Below are 14,560 nucleotides of genomic sequence, written 5' to 3' on the forward strand. Positions count from 1 at the left end.
CTACAGGAATGATCCCGCACCCGTGTCCACACCGCTCGATAAAATCCGCAACTTCAGCATCATTGCCCATATCGATCATGGGAAGTCGACGCTGGCCGACCGCCTGATCCAGCAGACGGGCGGCCTGACCGAACGCGAAATGTCCGAGCAGGTGCTCGACAACATGGATATCGAGAAGGAACGCGGGATCACGATCAAGGCGCAGACGGTGCGCCTGTCCTATACCGCCAAGGACGGTGAAACCTATGTCCTGAACCTGATGGACACGCCGGGGCATGTCGACTTCGCCTATGAGGTCAGCCGCTCGCTGGCCGCGTGCGAGGGCGCGCTGCTGGTGGTCGACGCGGCGCAGGGGGTCGAGGCGCAGACGCTGGCCAACGTGTACCAGTCGATCGAGCATGACCACGAAATTGTGCCGGTCATCAACAAGATCGACCTGCCCGCCGCCGAACCGGAAAAGGTGCGCAAGGAAATCGAGGACGTGATCGGCATCGACGCGTCCGGCGCGGTGCTGGCCAGTGCCAAGTCCGGGATCGGTATCGCCGACATCCTGGAGGCGATCGTCACCAAGATCCCGCCGCCCAAGGGCGATCCCGATGCACCGCTGAAGGCGATGCTGGTCGACAGCTGGTACGACCCATATCTGGGCGTCGTCATCCTGGTGCGGGTGATGGACGGCAAGCTGAAAAAGGGTCAGCAGATCAAGTTCATGCAGACCGGGACGACGCACCTCGTCGACCGCGTCGGCTGTTTCCGCCCGAAGATTGAGCAGCTGACCGAACTCGCGACCGGCGAAATGGGCTTCATCACCGCGCAGATCAAGGAAGTGGCGCAGACCCGTGTCGGCGACACGATCACCGACGCCAAGCGTCCGGCGCTGGCACCGCTGGAGGGGTTCAAGGAAGTCCAGCCGGTGGTGTTCTGCGGCCTGTTCCCGGTCGATGCCGCCGATTTCGAGAAGCTGCGCGAAAGCATTTCCAAGCTGCGGCTGAACGATGCGTCTTTCAGCTTCGAGATGGAGACGTCGGCCGCGCTGGGCTTCGGTTTCCGCTGCGGGTTCCTGGGGCTGCTGCATCTGGAAATCATCCAGGAGCGGCTGACGCGCGAATATGACCTGGACCTCATCACCACCGCACCGTCGGTGGTGTACGAGCTGGAACTGAGCCATGACGGCGGGCAGCTGGAACTGCACAATCCGGCGGATATGCCCGATCCCAACAAGATCGAGCGCATTTCGGAACCGTGGATCAGCGCGACGATCTATGTTCCGGACGAGTATCTGGGGTCGATCCTGAAGCTGTGCCAGGACCGGCGCGGGATCCAGCAGAACCTGACCTATGTCGGCGGACGCGCGCAGGCGACCTACGAACTGCCGCTGAACGAGGTGGTATTCGATTTCTACGACCGGCTGAAGTCGCTGTCGAAGGGCTATGCCAGCTTCGACTATACCCAGATCGGCTACCGCGAGGGTGATCTCGTCAAGATGAGCATCCTCGTCAACGAGGAGCCGGTCGACGCGCTGAGCATGATCGTTCACCGCGGCACCGCCGAAGTGCGCGGGCGCGGCATGGTCGAGCGGTTGAAGGACCTCATTCCGCGCCATCTGTTCAAGATTCCGATCCAGGCGGCAATCGGCGGCAAGGTGATCGCGCGCGAGACGATCAGCGCGATGCGCAAGGACGTGACCGCGAAATGCTATGGCGGTGACGCAAGTCGCAAGAAGAAGCTGCTGGAAAAGCAGAAAAAGGGCAAGGCGAAGATGCGCGAGTACGGATCGGTCAGCATCCCGCAGGAGGCGTTCATCGCCGCGCTGCGCATGGGGGATGATGGCTGATGCCTGCTGGTCCCCGGCGTCTTCTTACGTCCCCGGCGAAGGCCGGGGTCCAGTTGGGTTGGCGTAGTCGAACGTAGGATCGTCCTCGGCCACAAATGCCGTCCCGACTGGACCCCGGCCTTCGCCGGGGAACGGCTAGCGGGCGCTATTCCCCGACCCGGGCCGGCATCCCCATCAGGCTGAGCGCCACCGCTTCGGCGATCTTGATCCCATCCACCGCCGCCGACAGGATGCCGCCGGCATAGCCCGCGCCTTCGCCCGCCGGAAACAGGCCGGCAGTATTCACGCTCTGGAAATCGTCGCCGCGCGTGATGCGGACGGGTGAGGATGTGCGGGTTTCGACGCCGGTCAGGACCGCGTCGGGATGGTCGTAGCCCGGAATCTCGCGACCGAAGGCGGGCAGGGCCTCGCGCATCGCGGTGATGACGAAATCGGGCAGGCATTCGGCGAGGTCGGTCAGTTTCACGCCCGGCTTGTAGGACGGCACGACGCTGCCGAGCGTGGTGGAGGGGCGGCCCGCCAGGAAGTCGCCGAGCTTCTGCGCCGGGGCCTTGTAGTCCGATCCGCCGGCGACATAGGCCAGCGACTCCCAGTGGCGTTGCAGTTCGATGCCGGCCAGCGGATCGCCCGGATAATCGCGCGCCGGGTCGATGCCGACGACGATCCCGGAATTGGCATTGCGTTCGTTGCGCGAATACTGGCTCATGCCGTTGGTCGCGACGCGGCCGGGTTCGGAGGTCGCGGCGACGACGGTGCCACCCGGGCACATGCAGAAGCTGTAGACCGTCCGCCCGTTCTTGCAGTGGTGCGACAGGCTGTAGGCCGCCGCGCCAAGGTCCGGGTGGCCGGCGCAGGGACCGAACCGGGCCTCGTCGATCCACGACTGCGGATGTTCGATGCGGACGCCGATCGAAAAGGGCTTGGCCTCGACATGGACGCCGCGCGTGTGGAGCATGCGGAAGCTGTCGCGCGCGCTGTGGCCGAGTGCGAGGACGACGTGGCTCGCGGCCAGATGCTCGCCGGTGTGCAGGTGCAGGCCAGTGACATGGCGGGTGCCATCGGCATCGGTGGTCAGGTCGATGTCGTCGACCCGGTTCTCGAACCGGTATTCGCCGCCCAGCGCCTCCACCGTCTCGCGCATCGCCTCGACCATGGTGACGAGGCGGAAGGTGCCGATGTGCGGATGCGCCTCGGTCAGGATCTCGGGTGGCGCGCCGGCCTTCACGAACTCGGTCAGCACCTTGCGGCCGAGATGGCGGGGATCCTTGATCTGGCTCCACAATTTGCCGTCGGAGAACGTCCCCGCGCCGCCCTCGCCGAACTGCACGTTGGATTCGGGGTGCAGGACGCCCTTGCGCCACAGGCCCCAGGTATCCTTGGTCCGTTCGCGCACCACCTTGCCGCGATCGAGGATGATCGGGCGGAACCCCATCTGGGCCAGGATCAGCCCGGCGAACAGGCCGCACGGACCGGCACCGACCACCACCGGGCGTGGCCCGGCATAGTCGGCGGGGGCCTTCGTCACGAAGCGATAGCCGGTATTGGGCGTCTGCTGGACGTGCCGGTCCTTGCGGAAGCGGGCCAGGACCGGTGCCTCGTCCTTCAGCGTCACGTCGACCGAATAGACGAGCTGGATATCCATCTTGTCGCGCGCATCGTGCGCCCGCCGGGCGACCGTGTAGCGCAACAGATCGCGCGGCGTGATGCGCAGGCGCTTGCGGATCGCGGCGGGCAGCGCCTCGTCCGCGTGGTTCAGCGGCAGTTTCAGTTCGGTGATGCGTAGCATGGACGGGCTGTAGCGGGGTGCGGGGGCGTTTGGAACCGTTGGTGGGCGGCTTGCCACGTCCCGCTCGACTACCGCGCCGGCACCATTCGAGTGGAGGCCGGGGACCAGTTGCCAGGGTCGCCGTAACGGCAGGACGGTGCCTTCTGACAAACGCCTACCCAACTGGACCCCGGCCTTCGCCGGGGAGGTCGGGGGCCGCGGGAACGTCACCTTACCGCATCCCACGCCCTCCCATCCCGTGTCATCTCACGGCAGGGTCGTCTGCGCGACCGGCACGACCGGCAGCCAGACGGCGCTTGGCGTCGCACCACCGCGCTCCAGCGTGATGGTAGCCTTCTGGTAATCCGCCTTTTTGGCCAGGAAGATGTTGGGGACGTATTTCTGGGGATTGCGATCATAGACCGGGAACTGGGTCGACTGGACCTGGACCATGACCCGGTGGCCCGGCTGGAAGACGTGGTTCACGGTTGGCAGGCGGAACTTGTACCGTTGCACCTTGCCGGCCGGAATCGGGGTCGGTTTTTCAAATCTGTCGCGGTAGCGGCCACGGAAGATGTCCTGCGAAATCGCGAGCTGATAGCCGCCCATCTTCGGGTCGGTCGCGTTTTCGGCCGGATAGACGTCGATCACCTTGACGATGAAGTCACCGTCGGTGCCGGTGGTCTTGGCGAGCAGATCGGCGATCGGTGCGCCGGAGACGCGCATCGCGGCGGTCAGGACCGGCGTCTGGTAGGTCATCACGTCGGGCCGGCCATCGGCGAACCGCTGGTCCTGCACCAGCCAGTCACCCCAGCGGCCGTCGTTGAAGTTCACCGGGCGCGACAGGTGCGGCACCGGCTTTGCGGGGTCGGAAACATAGCTGTCCTCGCCGCCCACGCCCTTGTCGAAGCCGAGGCCGCCGTTCGCCTGGAGATAGATCGGTTTCAGCGGCGCGGCACAGCCGGTCTCGCACGCGAGCGGCCAGTTGCTGAACTTGTCCCAGTGGTTCTCACCGGTGTTGTAGATCGCGGCGGCGGGCAGGTTGGCGGCCGGGCCTCCTTTAAGATACTGGTTGAACAGCGGCAGGACCATCTGTTCACGGAATTGCGCGGCGGTGTCGCCATTCCATTCGAACGGCCCGAGTTCACGCCCCTCGCGATTGACCTGGCTATGCCGCCACGGCCCCATGACGAGGTGGTTGTTGCCTATCTTGCCCTTGGCCTTCAGCGCCTCCCACGAGGTGATCGCGCCGTACATGTCCTCCTGATCCCACAGGCCCTGTTCCCAGAGCGTCGGCACGTTGGACGGGTTGGCGGCCAGCATCTTGTCGAGCGCCTGCCCCTGCCATTCGGCGTCGTAGGAGGGGTGCGCGACCATCCGCTGCCAGAAGGGCAACTGGTCGTACCCGGACTTCTTGGCCCAGTCGCCGGCCGAGCCGACCTCGCGGAAATTGTCGTAATCGTCCCAGCCGCCAGTCGAGGGGGCCTTGCCCGCGCCCTTGTAGCCGGTCTGGCTGCCGAGCCAGGCGATGTTGGCAAGGCGGAACGCGCCGTGGTGGAACCAGTCATCGCCCATCCACCCGTCGATCATCGGGCTTTCGGGGGCCGCGACCTTCAGCGCGGGGTGCGGGGCGAGCAGGGCCATGACGACGGTGAATCCCTCGTACGACGATCCAATCATGCCGACGCGGCCGTTGCTTTCGGGCAGGTTCGCCTTGTTCACCAGCCAGTCGATCGTGTCGTACGCATCGGTGACGTGGTCGACCTTGGTCGGGTTCAGCGGGCCAATGACGGGGCGGGTTACGACATACTGGCCTTCCGACCCGTATTTGCCGCGAATATCCTGATAGACGCGGATATAGCCGTCCTTGACGAAGATCTCGTCGGCCAGCGGCAGCGCGTCGAGCATCTTGGGGCTGTCGCTGCGGTTGGCGCGGCCGGCGGCGTTGTAGGGGGTGCGGGTGAGGACGATCGGCGCGTTGGTCGCCCCCTTGGGCACGACGATGACGGTGTACAGCTTCGTCCCGTCGCGCATCGGGATCATCATTTCGCGCTTGTCGTAATCGCGCTCGCCGATCGGGGGCACGAACTTGGCCGGGATATCGCTGGGGCCGGCGGGGAAGGCGGACGGCGCGGATGGCGTCGTCTGGGCGATGGCCATCGTGGAGAGCAGGGCGGTGGAGGCGAAGGCAACGAACCCGAAACGCATGGCGGTGTGATCCTTGAGGCCGGACCGGGTCGCCTGCGCCGGACTGGCACCGCTCCCGGTCATTATGCCAGCAAGAGTAACGCGCCGCCGGCGATTGTCGACAGGTTCGTTTCGGCCCCGTTCAGCGGTTCAGCAGGTGGTGGTAGAGCGCCAGATACTCGTCCGCCATCCGGTCGACGCCGAAGCGTTCACGGGTGATCCGGGCGCAGGTGGCGCGGTCGATCTCGCCGATCCGGCCGATCGCTGCGACCGCCTCGTCGAAGGTATCGACCAGGAAGCCGGTGACGCCGTCCTCGATTAGTTCGGGCATCGACCCACGCCGATACGCGATGACCGGCGTGCCGCAAGCCATCGCCTCGGCGACCGACAGGCCGAACGGTTCGTCGAAGCCGATCAGATGGAGCAGTGCCTTTGCCGATCCCAGCACCTGCGCGCGGCGCGCACCGCCGACGATGCCGAGGTGCGTCACGCGGTCACCGTCGATAAACGGCGCGACTTCGCGATCATGATAGCCCTGATCCTGCACCAGCCCGGCCATCACCAGCCGGCGCTGGCTGGCGGCGGCGGCGCGGATCGCCTCGCCCGCGCCCTTGTCCGGGTGGATGCGACCGAAGAACAGCAAGTCTTCGCTGCCCGCTGGATCAAAGGGGAAATCATCAAGGGCAATGCCGTGATGGATCGTCGCGGCATAGGTCAGTGACGGATGCCGGTCGGCATCGCTGATCGCGACATAGGCGACGCGGTCGTCATATCTTTTGTACATCGGCAGGATGCGGTCCGACCCGAAGCCGTGGATGGTCGTGACGACGGGCGTATCGACCAGCCGGGAAAAGGCGAGCGGCACGAAATCGGCCTGGTTGTGGATGATGTCGAACTCGCCCGCGCGCTCGAACACCTCGGCGACATGCGCCATTTCCCAGACCTTCGCGTCGATCGACGGGTCTTCGGAATAGGGGCGCGGGACCGGGCCGGACAGCGTGCCGGCGGTCTGCGAATCCTGTGTGGCGAACAGCGTGACGTCGACGCCGCGCGCGACCAGCGCCTCGGTCAGCAGGCTGGTGACGAGTTCCCACGGGCCATAGCCATGCGGCGGCGTGCGCCAGGAGATGGAGCCGAGCATGGCGATGCGTAAGGGGGCGGTCATGATCTGTCAGGCTTTCGGGGCGGGGCGGGTGGAGAGGATGACGCCCTCGTTCGGGCGCAGGGTCAATGGTTGACGGACCTCCCGGTTTCCCCGCGCTGGCGGGAATCCAGTGCCGAGCAGGACTCCGGTTTGTGGGTTGCCTTGGACCAGACCCTGGCTTTTGCGGGGGGACCAGGAGGGGCCATGGGTCGAGAGGAGGATTTCGTCTGGAACGACCCCCGCAGGGATCGGCACGGTGCGCGCTTCATCTTTCATATTGAGCGCGATCAGCAGCGTCCGGTCGCGGTGATGCCGCAGATAGACCAGCACATCGTCGGAGGCCGAAACCTGTGTCATCGTGCCAATCGCCAGCGCCGGTTCCGTCCGGCGCAGCGCGAGCAGCGCGCGGTAGAGGGCCAGCATCGACGCCGGATCGGCGCGTTCCGCCGCGACGTTGCGCGTCCGCCAGTCGGCGTGCAGCGGCAGCCAGGGATCGCTGGTGGTGAAGCCGGCGTTCGCGCCGTCGTTCCACGCCATCGGCGTCCGCGACCGGTCGCGGCCGATGTTCAGCGTCGGTTGACGGAAATGCTGGGGGTCGCGGATGCGGTCCGGAGGGATCGTTACCGGACCGACGCCGATTTCGTCGCCCTGATACAGCGTCGGCGTACCGCGCAGGCTCAGCAGCAGCATGGCCGCGACGCGGGCCTGTGGCTCGCCGATGCGCGCGGCGATGCGGGGTGCGTCGTGGCTGCCGATCACCCAGTTGGGCCAGCCATGGGCGGGCAGGGATGCTTCGTAGTCGGCGATGGTGCGGGCGAGGACGGCGGCGTCCCAGCGGTTCTCGATCAGCTGAAAATTGAACGGCAGATGGACCTGCGGTCGATCGGGCGTCCCGTACCAGCGCGCGTGGGCGGCGTTGGGGAGAAAGATCTCGCCGATCAGCACGCGCTCTCGTCCCGTGGTTGTCGCGTAATCGTCGGCCAGCGCGCGGAACTCGGCGGAGATGGCGTGCGCCTCGGGCTGGTCGGTCGAGTGTAGCTGGATCACACGGTCGCGCTCGGTCCGGTCGGGGGTCCAGTCGGGGTTCAGCGGATTATCGGGCAGGCCGTCCGCCTTGACGATGTGCCACAGCACGTCGATGCGGAAGCCGTCGATGCCGCGGTCGAACCAAAAACGCAGCACGTCCATCATCGCGGCCTGCACATCCGGGTTGCGCCAGTTCAGGTCGGGCTGTTCCTTCAGGAACGTGTGCAGGTAATATTGGCCGGTGGCCGCGTCCCATTCCCACGGGCTGCCGCCGAAATCGCTGACCCAGTTGTTGGGAACCGCGCCACCCGGTCCGGCATCGCGCCAGATGTACCAGTCGCGCCTCGGGTTGTCGCGGCTCGACCGGCTTTCGACGAACCAGGGATGCTGGTCGGAACTGTGGTTGGGCACGAAGTCGAGGATGACCCTCAGCCCCCGCGCGTGCAGCCCGGCGATCAGCCGGTCGAGGTCGGCGAGCGTGCCGAAGGCGGGGTGCACGCCGGTATAGTCGGCCACGTCATAGCCGAAATCGGCCATCGGCGACGGAAAGATCGGCGACAGCCAGACCGCGTCGACGCCAAGGTCGACCAGATGGTCCAGCCGCTGTTCGATGCCGGGCAGGTCGCCGATACCGTCGCCGTCGCTGTCCTGGAAGGATCGCGGATAGATCTGATAGATCGTACCCGATTGCCACCAGGGCGCGCTTTCCGTCGTCATGCAGGTCTCGTTACTTGGTCGCGATCTCGCTCGTCTCTACCCGATATTGCGTGCAGACGAAGGTCTTGGCTTCCTTCTGCGTGCGGAAACTGTCCTCCAGCAGCTCGGTCGACACCAGCGGATACCCCTGCGAGTTGTAGCGGGTGGTGCGCACGGTGACGCGGAAGGCGCCGGCGTCATCCTTGGCGACCAGAAAGGGGCGGAGAGCTGCGTTCGACATCGGTTGGAAACTCCATCGGGCGGTCGGGCGCGACGCGTCGCATGCGCCGTCATGGCGCAGGGTCGACGAAAGGGACAAGAATGTCGGTCAAGGGCCGTGGGCGATTCCCGCGGGCTGACCGGCGAGCGACCGCCAATGCCGACTGTGGCCTTTTCGGCTCGATCGCACAAGTGTCGTGCGGGGTCGCACAGAGGGGGGCGTCCGGGGGGAGTGGGGGGGGCACGCCGATTGCGCTATCGGCGGTCCGCGAATGGGCCTAGCGTCCGGTCATGGACACCGCCACCCTCACCACCGCCGAACGCGCGATCGAGCTGGCATCGTCGGGTGCCTGCCGGTCGGTGAACGAGATCCGCCAGACGTTGCGGCGCGAGGGGCGCGACGACGTTCACACGACGCTGAACACCCCGGCGATCAACATGGCGATCGTCGCGGCGATCAGGGCATCCGCCACGCACGGCGTCCTGTCCGGCTGAGAACGCGCTGACATTCGGGCGGGGCGACCCTATCTACGCCGGACCCGAATGGAGTTGTGTGACCGATGCCGACCGACCCGAACCCGCTGCTGATCGACGCGCCGCGTCCCGCCTTTGCCGATATCCGGCCAGAGCATGTCGCCCCGGCTCTCGATCGCGCGATTGCCGACCACCAGGCGGCGATGGCGGAGATCATGACCTCGCGTGGCGGCGATTTCTACAGCGTGTTCATGGCGCGCGAGCGGGCGGACGCGGTCATCGACCAGATCTGGTCGGCGGTGAACCACCTGCAATCGGTGTGCGACACGCCCGAATTGCGCGCGGCGGTGGACGGTGCGCGGCCGGCGCTGGTCCGTCATGCGATGGCGGTGGCGCAGGATCCGCGCCTGTATGCGGTGTTGCGCGACCTCACTCCGAACGATGCGCAGGAGCAGGCGGCGCTGGCGGCGACGTTGCGCGACCTGGAACTGTCTGGCGTGGCGCTGCCCGATGCCGAGCGGGCACGGTTCGCGGCGATCAAGGTGAAACTGTCCGAACTGAAAAGCGCGTTCGGCAATGCGGTGCTCGATGCGACCGCCGCCTGGCATGAGGATATTGCCGACGAGGCGATGCTGGACGGCGTGCCCGAGGCCGACAAGGCGGCGTTCGCGGCGGAAGCAGCGGCGAACGGGGTCACAGGCTGGCGCGTCACGCTGCATCAGCCCAGCGTCCGCGCGATCATGGCGCATGCCGACAATCGCGACCTGCGGTTCCGCGTGTACGAGGCATCGGGCACACGCGCGTCGGATCGTGGGCCGCACGCGGGGCAATTCGACAATGGCCCGCGCATCGTCGAGATCCTGACGCTATCGCAGGAGGCCGCCGAACTGCTGGGCCATGCGGACCACACCGGCGTGTCGCTGGCGACCAAGATGGCGCGCGATTCGGACGAGGTGATCGCGTTCCTGCGCGGGCTGGCGGCGCAGGCGCGCCCCTTTGCCGACCGCGATCTGGCGGATCTGCGTGCGTTTGCGGCCGAGCGGCTGGGGATCGCCGACATGCAGCCATGGGACACCGGTTACGTCGTCGAGAAGCTGCGCGTCGACCGGCATGCACTGGATGAGACCGCAATCCGCGCGTATTTCCCGGTGACAAAGGTGCTCGACGGCCTGTTCGTGCTGCTCGATCGGCTGTTCGGGTTGCGGTTCACGGCGCGCGACGATGTCGAGACCTGGCATCCCGATGTGCGCTATTACGATCTGCGGCGCGGCGATGGTCCGGTCTTTGCCGGCATCTACCTCGATCTGTTCGCGCGCGAAGGCAAGAAGGGGGGCGCGTGGATGGATGTCTGTCGCCCGCGCCTGAAGCGGCCTGCCGGGGAGCAGCTGCCGATCGCGCAACTGGTGTGCAATTTCGCGGCACCAACCGGCGGGCGCCCGGCTTTGCTGTCGCATGACGATGTGGTGACGACGCTGCACGAGATCGGCCATTGCCTGCACCATCTGCTGACCGAGGTATCGATTCCGTCAGTGGGCGGCATCACCGGATATGAATGGGATGCGGTCGAACTGCCCAGCCAGTTGATGGAGAATTTTGCCTGGGACCGCGAAGGGCTGCGGCTGATGTCGGGGCATGTCGATACCGGCGCGGTGCTGCCCGACGATCTGCTCGACCGGATGCTTGGCGCGCGCACGTTCCAGTCGGGGCTGTTCCTGCTGCGGCAGATCGAGATGGGGCTGTTCGACCTGCTGATCCACCGCGAGGGGGCGAAGGTCGATGCCGGCACCGTCGGGCGTCTGCTGGCGCAGGTGCGCGGCGAGGTCGCGGTGTCGACACCGCCGGAATGGCACCGGTTCGCCCATGCGTTCAGCCATGTGTTCGCCGGCGGCTATGCGTCGGGCTATTACAGCTATCTGTGGGCGGAGCGGCTGGCCGCCGACGCGTTCGGCCGGTTCGCGGAGGACGGTACGGTGTCCGCCGCGGTCGGCGATGCGTTCCGGCTGGAAATCCTGTCACGCGGGGCGACGCGGCCGGCGATCGACAGCTTCGTGGCGTTCCGCGGGCGCGAGCCGGCCGACGACGCGCTGCTGCGGCGGTACGGGCTGGCCGCCTAACGCCGCTTGAGCGTGGACAGGTCGATGCCGAGGCGCTGGACCTTGTAGTAAAAGGTCTTGCGCGGGATGCCGAGCCGGACGATCGCGGGGCCGATCTCGCCATTGGCGGCGACGATGGCCTCGCAGATCAGGGCGCGTTCATACCGATCCACCCGGTCGGGCAGGGGCGCGGCGGGACCGGTATCGCCGTCGTCGATGCCGAGCAGGACGCGTTCGGCAAAGTGCGTCAACTCGCGGACATTGCCCGGCCAGTCATGGTCGATCAGGTGCCGGCGTACCGCGTCGGTCAACGGTGGCGGCGGGCGGCGCAACCGGGCGGCTCCACTGTCGATCAGGTGCGCGAACAGCAGGGCGATGTCCTCCCGGCGGTCGCGCAGCGGCGGGATGCGCAGCGTGACCGCCGAAAGGCGGTACAGCAGGGCGGGGTCGAACCCGCCGGCACCGGCCAGATCCTCCAGGCCCGGGCTGGCGGTCGCGACGATGCGGACGTCGACGGGCGTGGCGGTGCCCGTGCCGACCGGCCGGATGCTGCGATCCTCGATGATCTGGGCGAGCCGCGCCTGCAGGGTAGGGGCGGCGCGGTCGACGTCGTCCAGCAGCAGCGTGCCGCGCTGGGCTTCGCCGATGCGGGCGTAGAGGTGCGCGTCGATCACGCCATTGGGCAGCGTGTCGGCCTGTGCGGCGCAGGCGATCGTGACGAACGGCTGGCGCGCGCGTTTACCGCCGCGATGGATGAGGCGCGCGACCAGTTCCTTGCCGGACCCCGTCTCTCCTTGCACCAGTACGTCGATATCGGCGTATGCCAGGATTGCGATGGTGTCGCGCAGGTGGCGGATCGCCGGGGATCGCCCGATCAGTGCCGAGGTGCCGCTGTCGTCGGCCAGCGCGCGCAGCCGGCGGTTGTCGAGCACCAGCGACCGGTGCGCGCGGGCGCGCTGGACGGCGGCGACCAGTACGGCGGGGTCGAACGGCTTGGTCAGGAAATCCCACGCGCCCCGGTGCATCGCGTTCACCGCCATCGCGACGTCGCCGTGGCCGGTGATGAGGATGACGGGCAGGTCGGGATCACGGTCGTGCAACCGGCGGAACAGTTCCAGCCCGTCGATGCGCGGCATCCGCACGTCGGTGACGACGACGCCGGCAAAATTGGCGTCGATCGCCGCCAGTGCCGGCCCTGCGCCCGCGAACGGCACGACGTCGACTCCGGCCAGCGCCAGCGTCTGGCGCATGGCATCGCGCAGGTCGTCGTCGTCGTCGACCAGCGCGACGGCCATCGGCTGGTCGAGCAGGCCGTCAGTCACGGCGCAGGACGATGACGAAGGCCGCGCCGTCGGTGCAGGGCATCGCGTTCAGGCTGCCGCCCATATCGGCCATGATGTCCTGCGAAATGACGAGACCCAGGCCAAGCCCGGTTGCGCGGCTGGTGACGAACGGCGTGAACAGCCGGTCGGCGATCGTCGGATCTATGCCCGGCCCATTGTCGCGCACGGTGATCGTCACGCCATCGGCCCGCTGCGCCACCGACAGGGTAAGGCGCGGGTCGGGTCGCCTGTCCAGCGCCTCCAGCGCGTTCTGCAACAGGTTGACCAGCACCTGTTCCAGCCGGACCATGTCGGCAATGACCATCAGCGACTGGGGCAGGGTGGGGCAGCGAAACGTGACCTGCGCAAGCCGTTCTCGCAGGATCAGCGTCGCGCCCTCGATCGCGCGCGCCAACGATATCGGCCCCGGCGTGCCGCCGCCCTTGCGGGCGAAGCCGCGCAATGTCGCGGTCACCGCGCCGATCCGTTCGGTCAGGCGGCCGATCGCCGCGAAATTGGCCTCGGCCGAGGTGCTGTCGCCGCGCTGGAGAAACTGACGGCCGTTGGCGGCATAACTGCGGATCGCGGCCACGGGCTGTGCGGTTTCGTGCGCGATGCCGGCGGTGATCTGACCCAGCGTCGCCAGTCGGTTGGCCTGGCGCAGTCCTTCGCGCAACGTGTCGGCGCGCGCCTCCACCGCGATCCGCTCGTCGATTTCGGCCTGCAACTGCGCGGTGCGGGCGGTGACGAGCGTTTCGAGTTCCGCGGTACGGAGCGCCGCGGCCGCCCTGCGCCGCTGACGCGACCGCGCGCGAACCGCCAGCGCGGCACCAAGGCCGGCGAGCAGCAACAGCGCGAGGCCCGTCGCCAGCCGGGCGAGGCGGGTGGCCGCCGCGACGCTGCGGTCTATCGGTGTCAGCGTGTTCAGCCGCCAGCCGAACTCGCGCGCGGTGACGGACGTGGCCAGCCAGCGGCGGTCGTCGCCGGCGATGGTGACGACCGACCGCCCGAGGTGGTCGATCGGCAGCGGGCGCAGCGAGCCGGCCCCGGATTTCATCGTCTGGCGAAACTGTTCGCGGACCGCCGGCGGCAGCGTTGCCGGGGCCAGGAACCGCCATTCAGGGCGGCTGGTCAGCAGGACGATGCCATGCGGTTCGGTGACGACGGTGATGCCGCCGCTGCGCGCCCATTCGCGCTCGATCCGGCCGAACTCCAGCTTGACCACCAGATATCCACCGCCACGGGTGCGCCGCGACAGGTACAGGCCGGACGACCCGCTGACCGTGCCACGCGCGAACTGCGCCGCCGACCCGGTGCGGACGGCGGCCCGGTAATAGTCGCGGAAGGCATAGTCGGTGCCGACGAAGCTGGTGCGGCTGCGCCAGTTGCTGGCGGCGATCGCGGTGCCGGCGGCGTCGAGAAGGTAGATGGTGGCCGCACCGGTGGTACGCGCGAGACTTTCGAGCTTCTGGTCGAGCGCATGGCGCGCCGGCCGGCCACCAGCCAGCGCGCCGATCACGTCGGTATCGTCGGACAGGGCCATGGGCAGCAGCCGGAAGCGTTCGATCTCGCTGTGCAGCAGGGCGGTGCGCAACTGCGCGGCGGTCCGCGCCTGCCGTGCCAGATCGTCGATCGCGCGGTTTTCCGCATAGCGGCCGGCCCCGACCACGATGGCGATACTGACGATCAGGGCGATGAAACCAATGACGATCCGACGCGCGGACCATGATCGAAAGGCGGGTGCGATGGACGTCATCCAGCGACGGTCATGCGGGTGCCCCGGTCCGGGCGCGATCGTGG

The 14,560-nt window shown here is 67.4% G+C and carries 10 protein-coding genes; 3 read left to right on the top strand and 7 right to left on the bottom strand.

The window, feature by feature from the left end:
• Positions 1 to 22: 22 nt before the first annotated feature.
• Positions 23 to 1,834, top strand: a complete 1,812-nt coding sequence (lepA, locus tag ASE75_RS05185; protein ID WP_055929992.1) for a translation elongation factor 4 — start codon at positions 23 to 25, stop codon at positions 1,832 to 1,834.
• 145 nt (positions 1,835 to 1,979) lie between these two features.
• Here the strand turns inward: lepA and ASE75_RS05190 are convergent, their stop codons facing one another.
• From ASE75_RS05190 to ASE75_RS05210, 5 genes are all read right to left on the bottom strand, one after another.
• The gene (locus ASE75_RS05190; RefSeq protein ID WP_055929995.1) at positions 1,980 to 3,620 is read right to left on the bottom strand and encodes an NAD(P)/FAD-dependent oxidoreductase; all 1,641 of its coding nucleotides are present in this window, start codon (positions 3,618 to 3,620) and stop codon (positions 1,980 to 1,982) included.
• Positions 3,621 to 3,866: 246 nt separating this feature from the next.
• Positions 3,867 to 5,807 (bottom strand): CocE/NonD family hydrolase, encoded by a 1,941-nt coding sequence (locus ASE75_RS05195; protein WP_055931005.1) that lies wholly within the window; start codon positions 5,805 to 5,807, stop codon positions 3,867 to 3,869.
• Between the two features lie 121 nt (positions 5,808 to 5,928).
• Positions 5,929 to 6,951, bottom strand: a complete 1,023-nt coding sequence (locus tag ASE75_RS05200) for a glycosyltransferase family 4 protein (RefSeq protein ID WP_055930002.1) — start codon at positions 6,949 to 6,951, stop codon at positions 5,929 to 5,931.
• A 6-nt stretch (positions 6,952 to 6,957) separates the two neighbouring features.
• Positions 6,958 to 8,673, bottom strand: a complete 1,716-nt coding sequence (locus ASE75_RS05205) for an alpha-amylase family glycosyl hydrolase (protein WP_082463821.1) — start codon at positions 8,671 to 8,673, stop codon at positions 6,958 to 6,960.
• A 10-nt stretch (positions 8,674 to 8,683) separates the two neighbouring features.
• Entirely contained in the window at positions 8,684 to 8,893 is a 210-nt protein-coding gene (locus tag ASE75_RS05210; protein ID WP_055930006.1) for a hypothetical protein, read from the bottom strand.
• Between the two features lie 269 nt (positions 8,894 to 9,162).
• Here ASE75_RS05210 and ASE75_RS05215 point away from each other — a divergent pair, with 269 nt between their 5' ends.
• Both ASE75_RS05215 and ASE75_RS05220 read left to right on the top strand, forming a co-directional pair.
• The gene (locus ASE75_RS05215) at positions 9,163 to 9,366 is read left to right on the top strand and encodes a hypothetical protein (protein ID WP_055930009.1); all 204 of its coding nucleotides are present in this window, start codon (positions 9,163 to 9,165) and stop codon (positions 9,364 to 9,366) included.
• Between the two features lie 65 nt (positions 9,367 to 9,431).
• The gene (locus ASE75_RS05220; RefSeq protein ID WP_055930012.1) at positions 9,432 to 11,459 is read left to right on the top strand and encodes a M3 family metallopeptidase; all 2,028 of its coding nucleotides are present in this window, start codon (positions 9,432 to 9,434) and stop codon (positions 11,457 to 11,459) included.
• On the opposite strand, the gene ASE75_RS05225 is transcribed toward ASE75_RS05220, so the two are convergent.
• Together ASE75_RS05225 and ASE75_RS05230 are read right to left on the bottom strand one after the other, a co-directional pair.
• The gene (locus ASE75_RS05225) at positions 11,456 to 12,733 is read right to left on the bottom strand and encodes a sigma-54-dependent transcriptional regulator (protein ID WP_055931008.1); all 1,278 of its coding nucleotides are present in this window, start codon (positions 12,731 to 12,733) and stop codon (positions 11,456 to 11,458) included. The genes ASE75_RS05220 and ASE75_RS05225 overlap by 4 nt on opposite strands.
• A gap of 19 nt (positions 12,734 to 12,752) precedes the next feature.
• Positions 12,753 to 14,516 (bottom strand): sensor histidine kinase, encoded by a 1,764-nt coding sequence (locus tag ASE75_RS05230; RefSeq protein WP_055930015.1) that lies wholly within the window; start codon positions 14,514 to 14,516, stop codon positions 12,753 to 12,755.
• Positions 14,517 to 14,560 lie beyond the last annotated feature (44 nt).

The organism is Sphingomonas sp. Leaf17, assembly GCF_001421505.1.
In the GTDB taxonomy this organism is placed as follows: Bacteria; Pseudomonadota; Alphaproteobacteria; order Sphingomonadales; family Sphingomonadaceae; genus Sphingomonas.

What these genes read in the sequence shown, in the direction of transcription:
- ASE75_RS05190 (WP_055929995.1), bottom strand. Translation starts at nt 3,620, where the DNA reads ATGCTACGCATCACCGAACTGAAACTGCCGCTGAACCACGCGGACGAG.
- ASE75_RS05195 (WP_055931005.1), bottom strand. Translation starts at nt 5,807, where the DNA reads ATGCGTTTCGGGTTCGTTGCCTTCGCCTCCACCGCCCTGCTCTCCACG.
- ASE75_RS05200 (WP_055930002.1), bottom strand. Translation starts at nt 6,951, where the DNA reads ATGACCGCCCCCTTACGCATCGCCATGCTCGGCTCCATCTCCTGGCGC.
- ASE75_RS05205 (WP_082463821.1), bottom strand. Translation starts at nt 8,673, where the DNA reads ATGACGACGGAAAGCGCGCCCTGGTGGCAATCGGGTACGATCTATCAG.
- ASE75_RS05210 (WP_055930006.1), bottom strand. Translation starts at nt 8,893, where the DNA reads ATGTCGAACGCAGCTCTCCGCCCCTTTCTGGTCGCCAAGGATGACGCC.
- ASE75_RS05215 (WP_055930009.1), top strand. Translation starts at nt 9,163, where the DNA reads ATGGACACCGCCACCCTCACCACCGCCGAACGCGCGATCGAGCTGGCA.
- ASE75_RS05220 (WP_055930012.1), top strand. Translation starts at nt 9,432, where the DNA reads ATGCCGACCGACCCGAACCCGCTGCTGATCGACGCGCCGCGTCCCGCC.
- ASE75_RS05225 (WP_055931008.1), bottom strand. Translation starts at nt 12,733, where the DNA reads ATGGCCGTCGCGCTGGTCGACGACGACGACGACCTGCGCGATGCCATG.
- ASE75_RS05230 (WP_055930015.1), bottom strand. Translation starts at nt 14,516, where the DNA reads ATGACGTCCATCGCACCCGCCTTTCGATCATGGTCCGCGCGTCGGATC.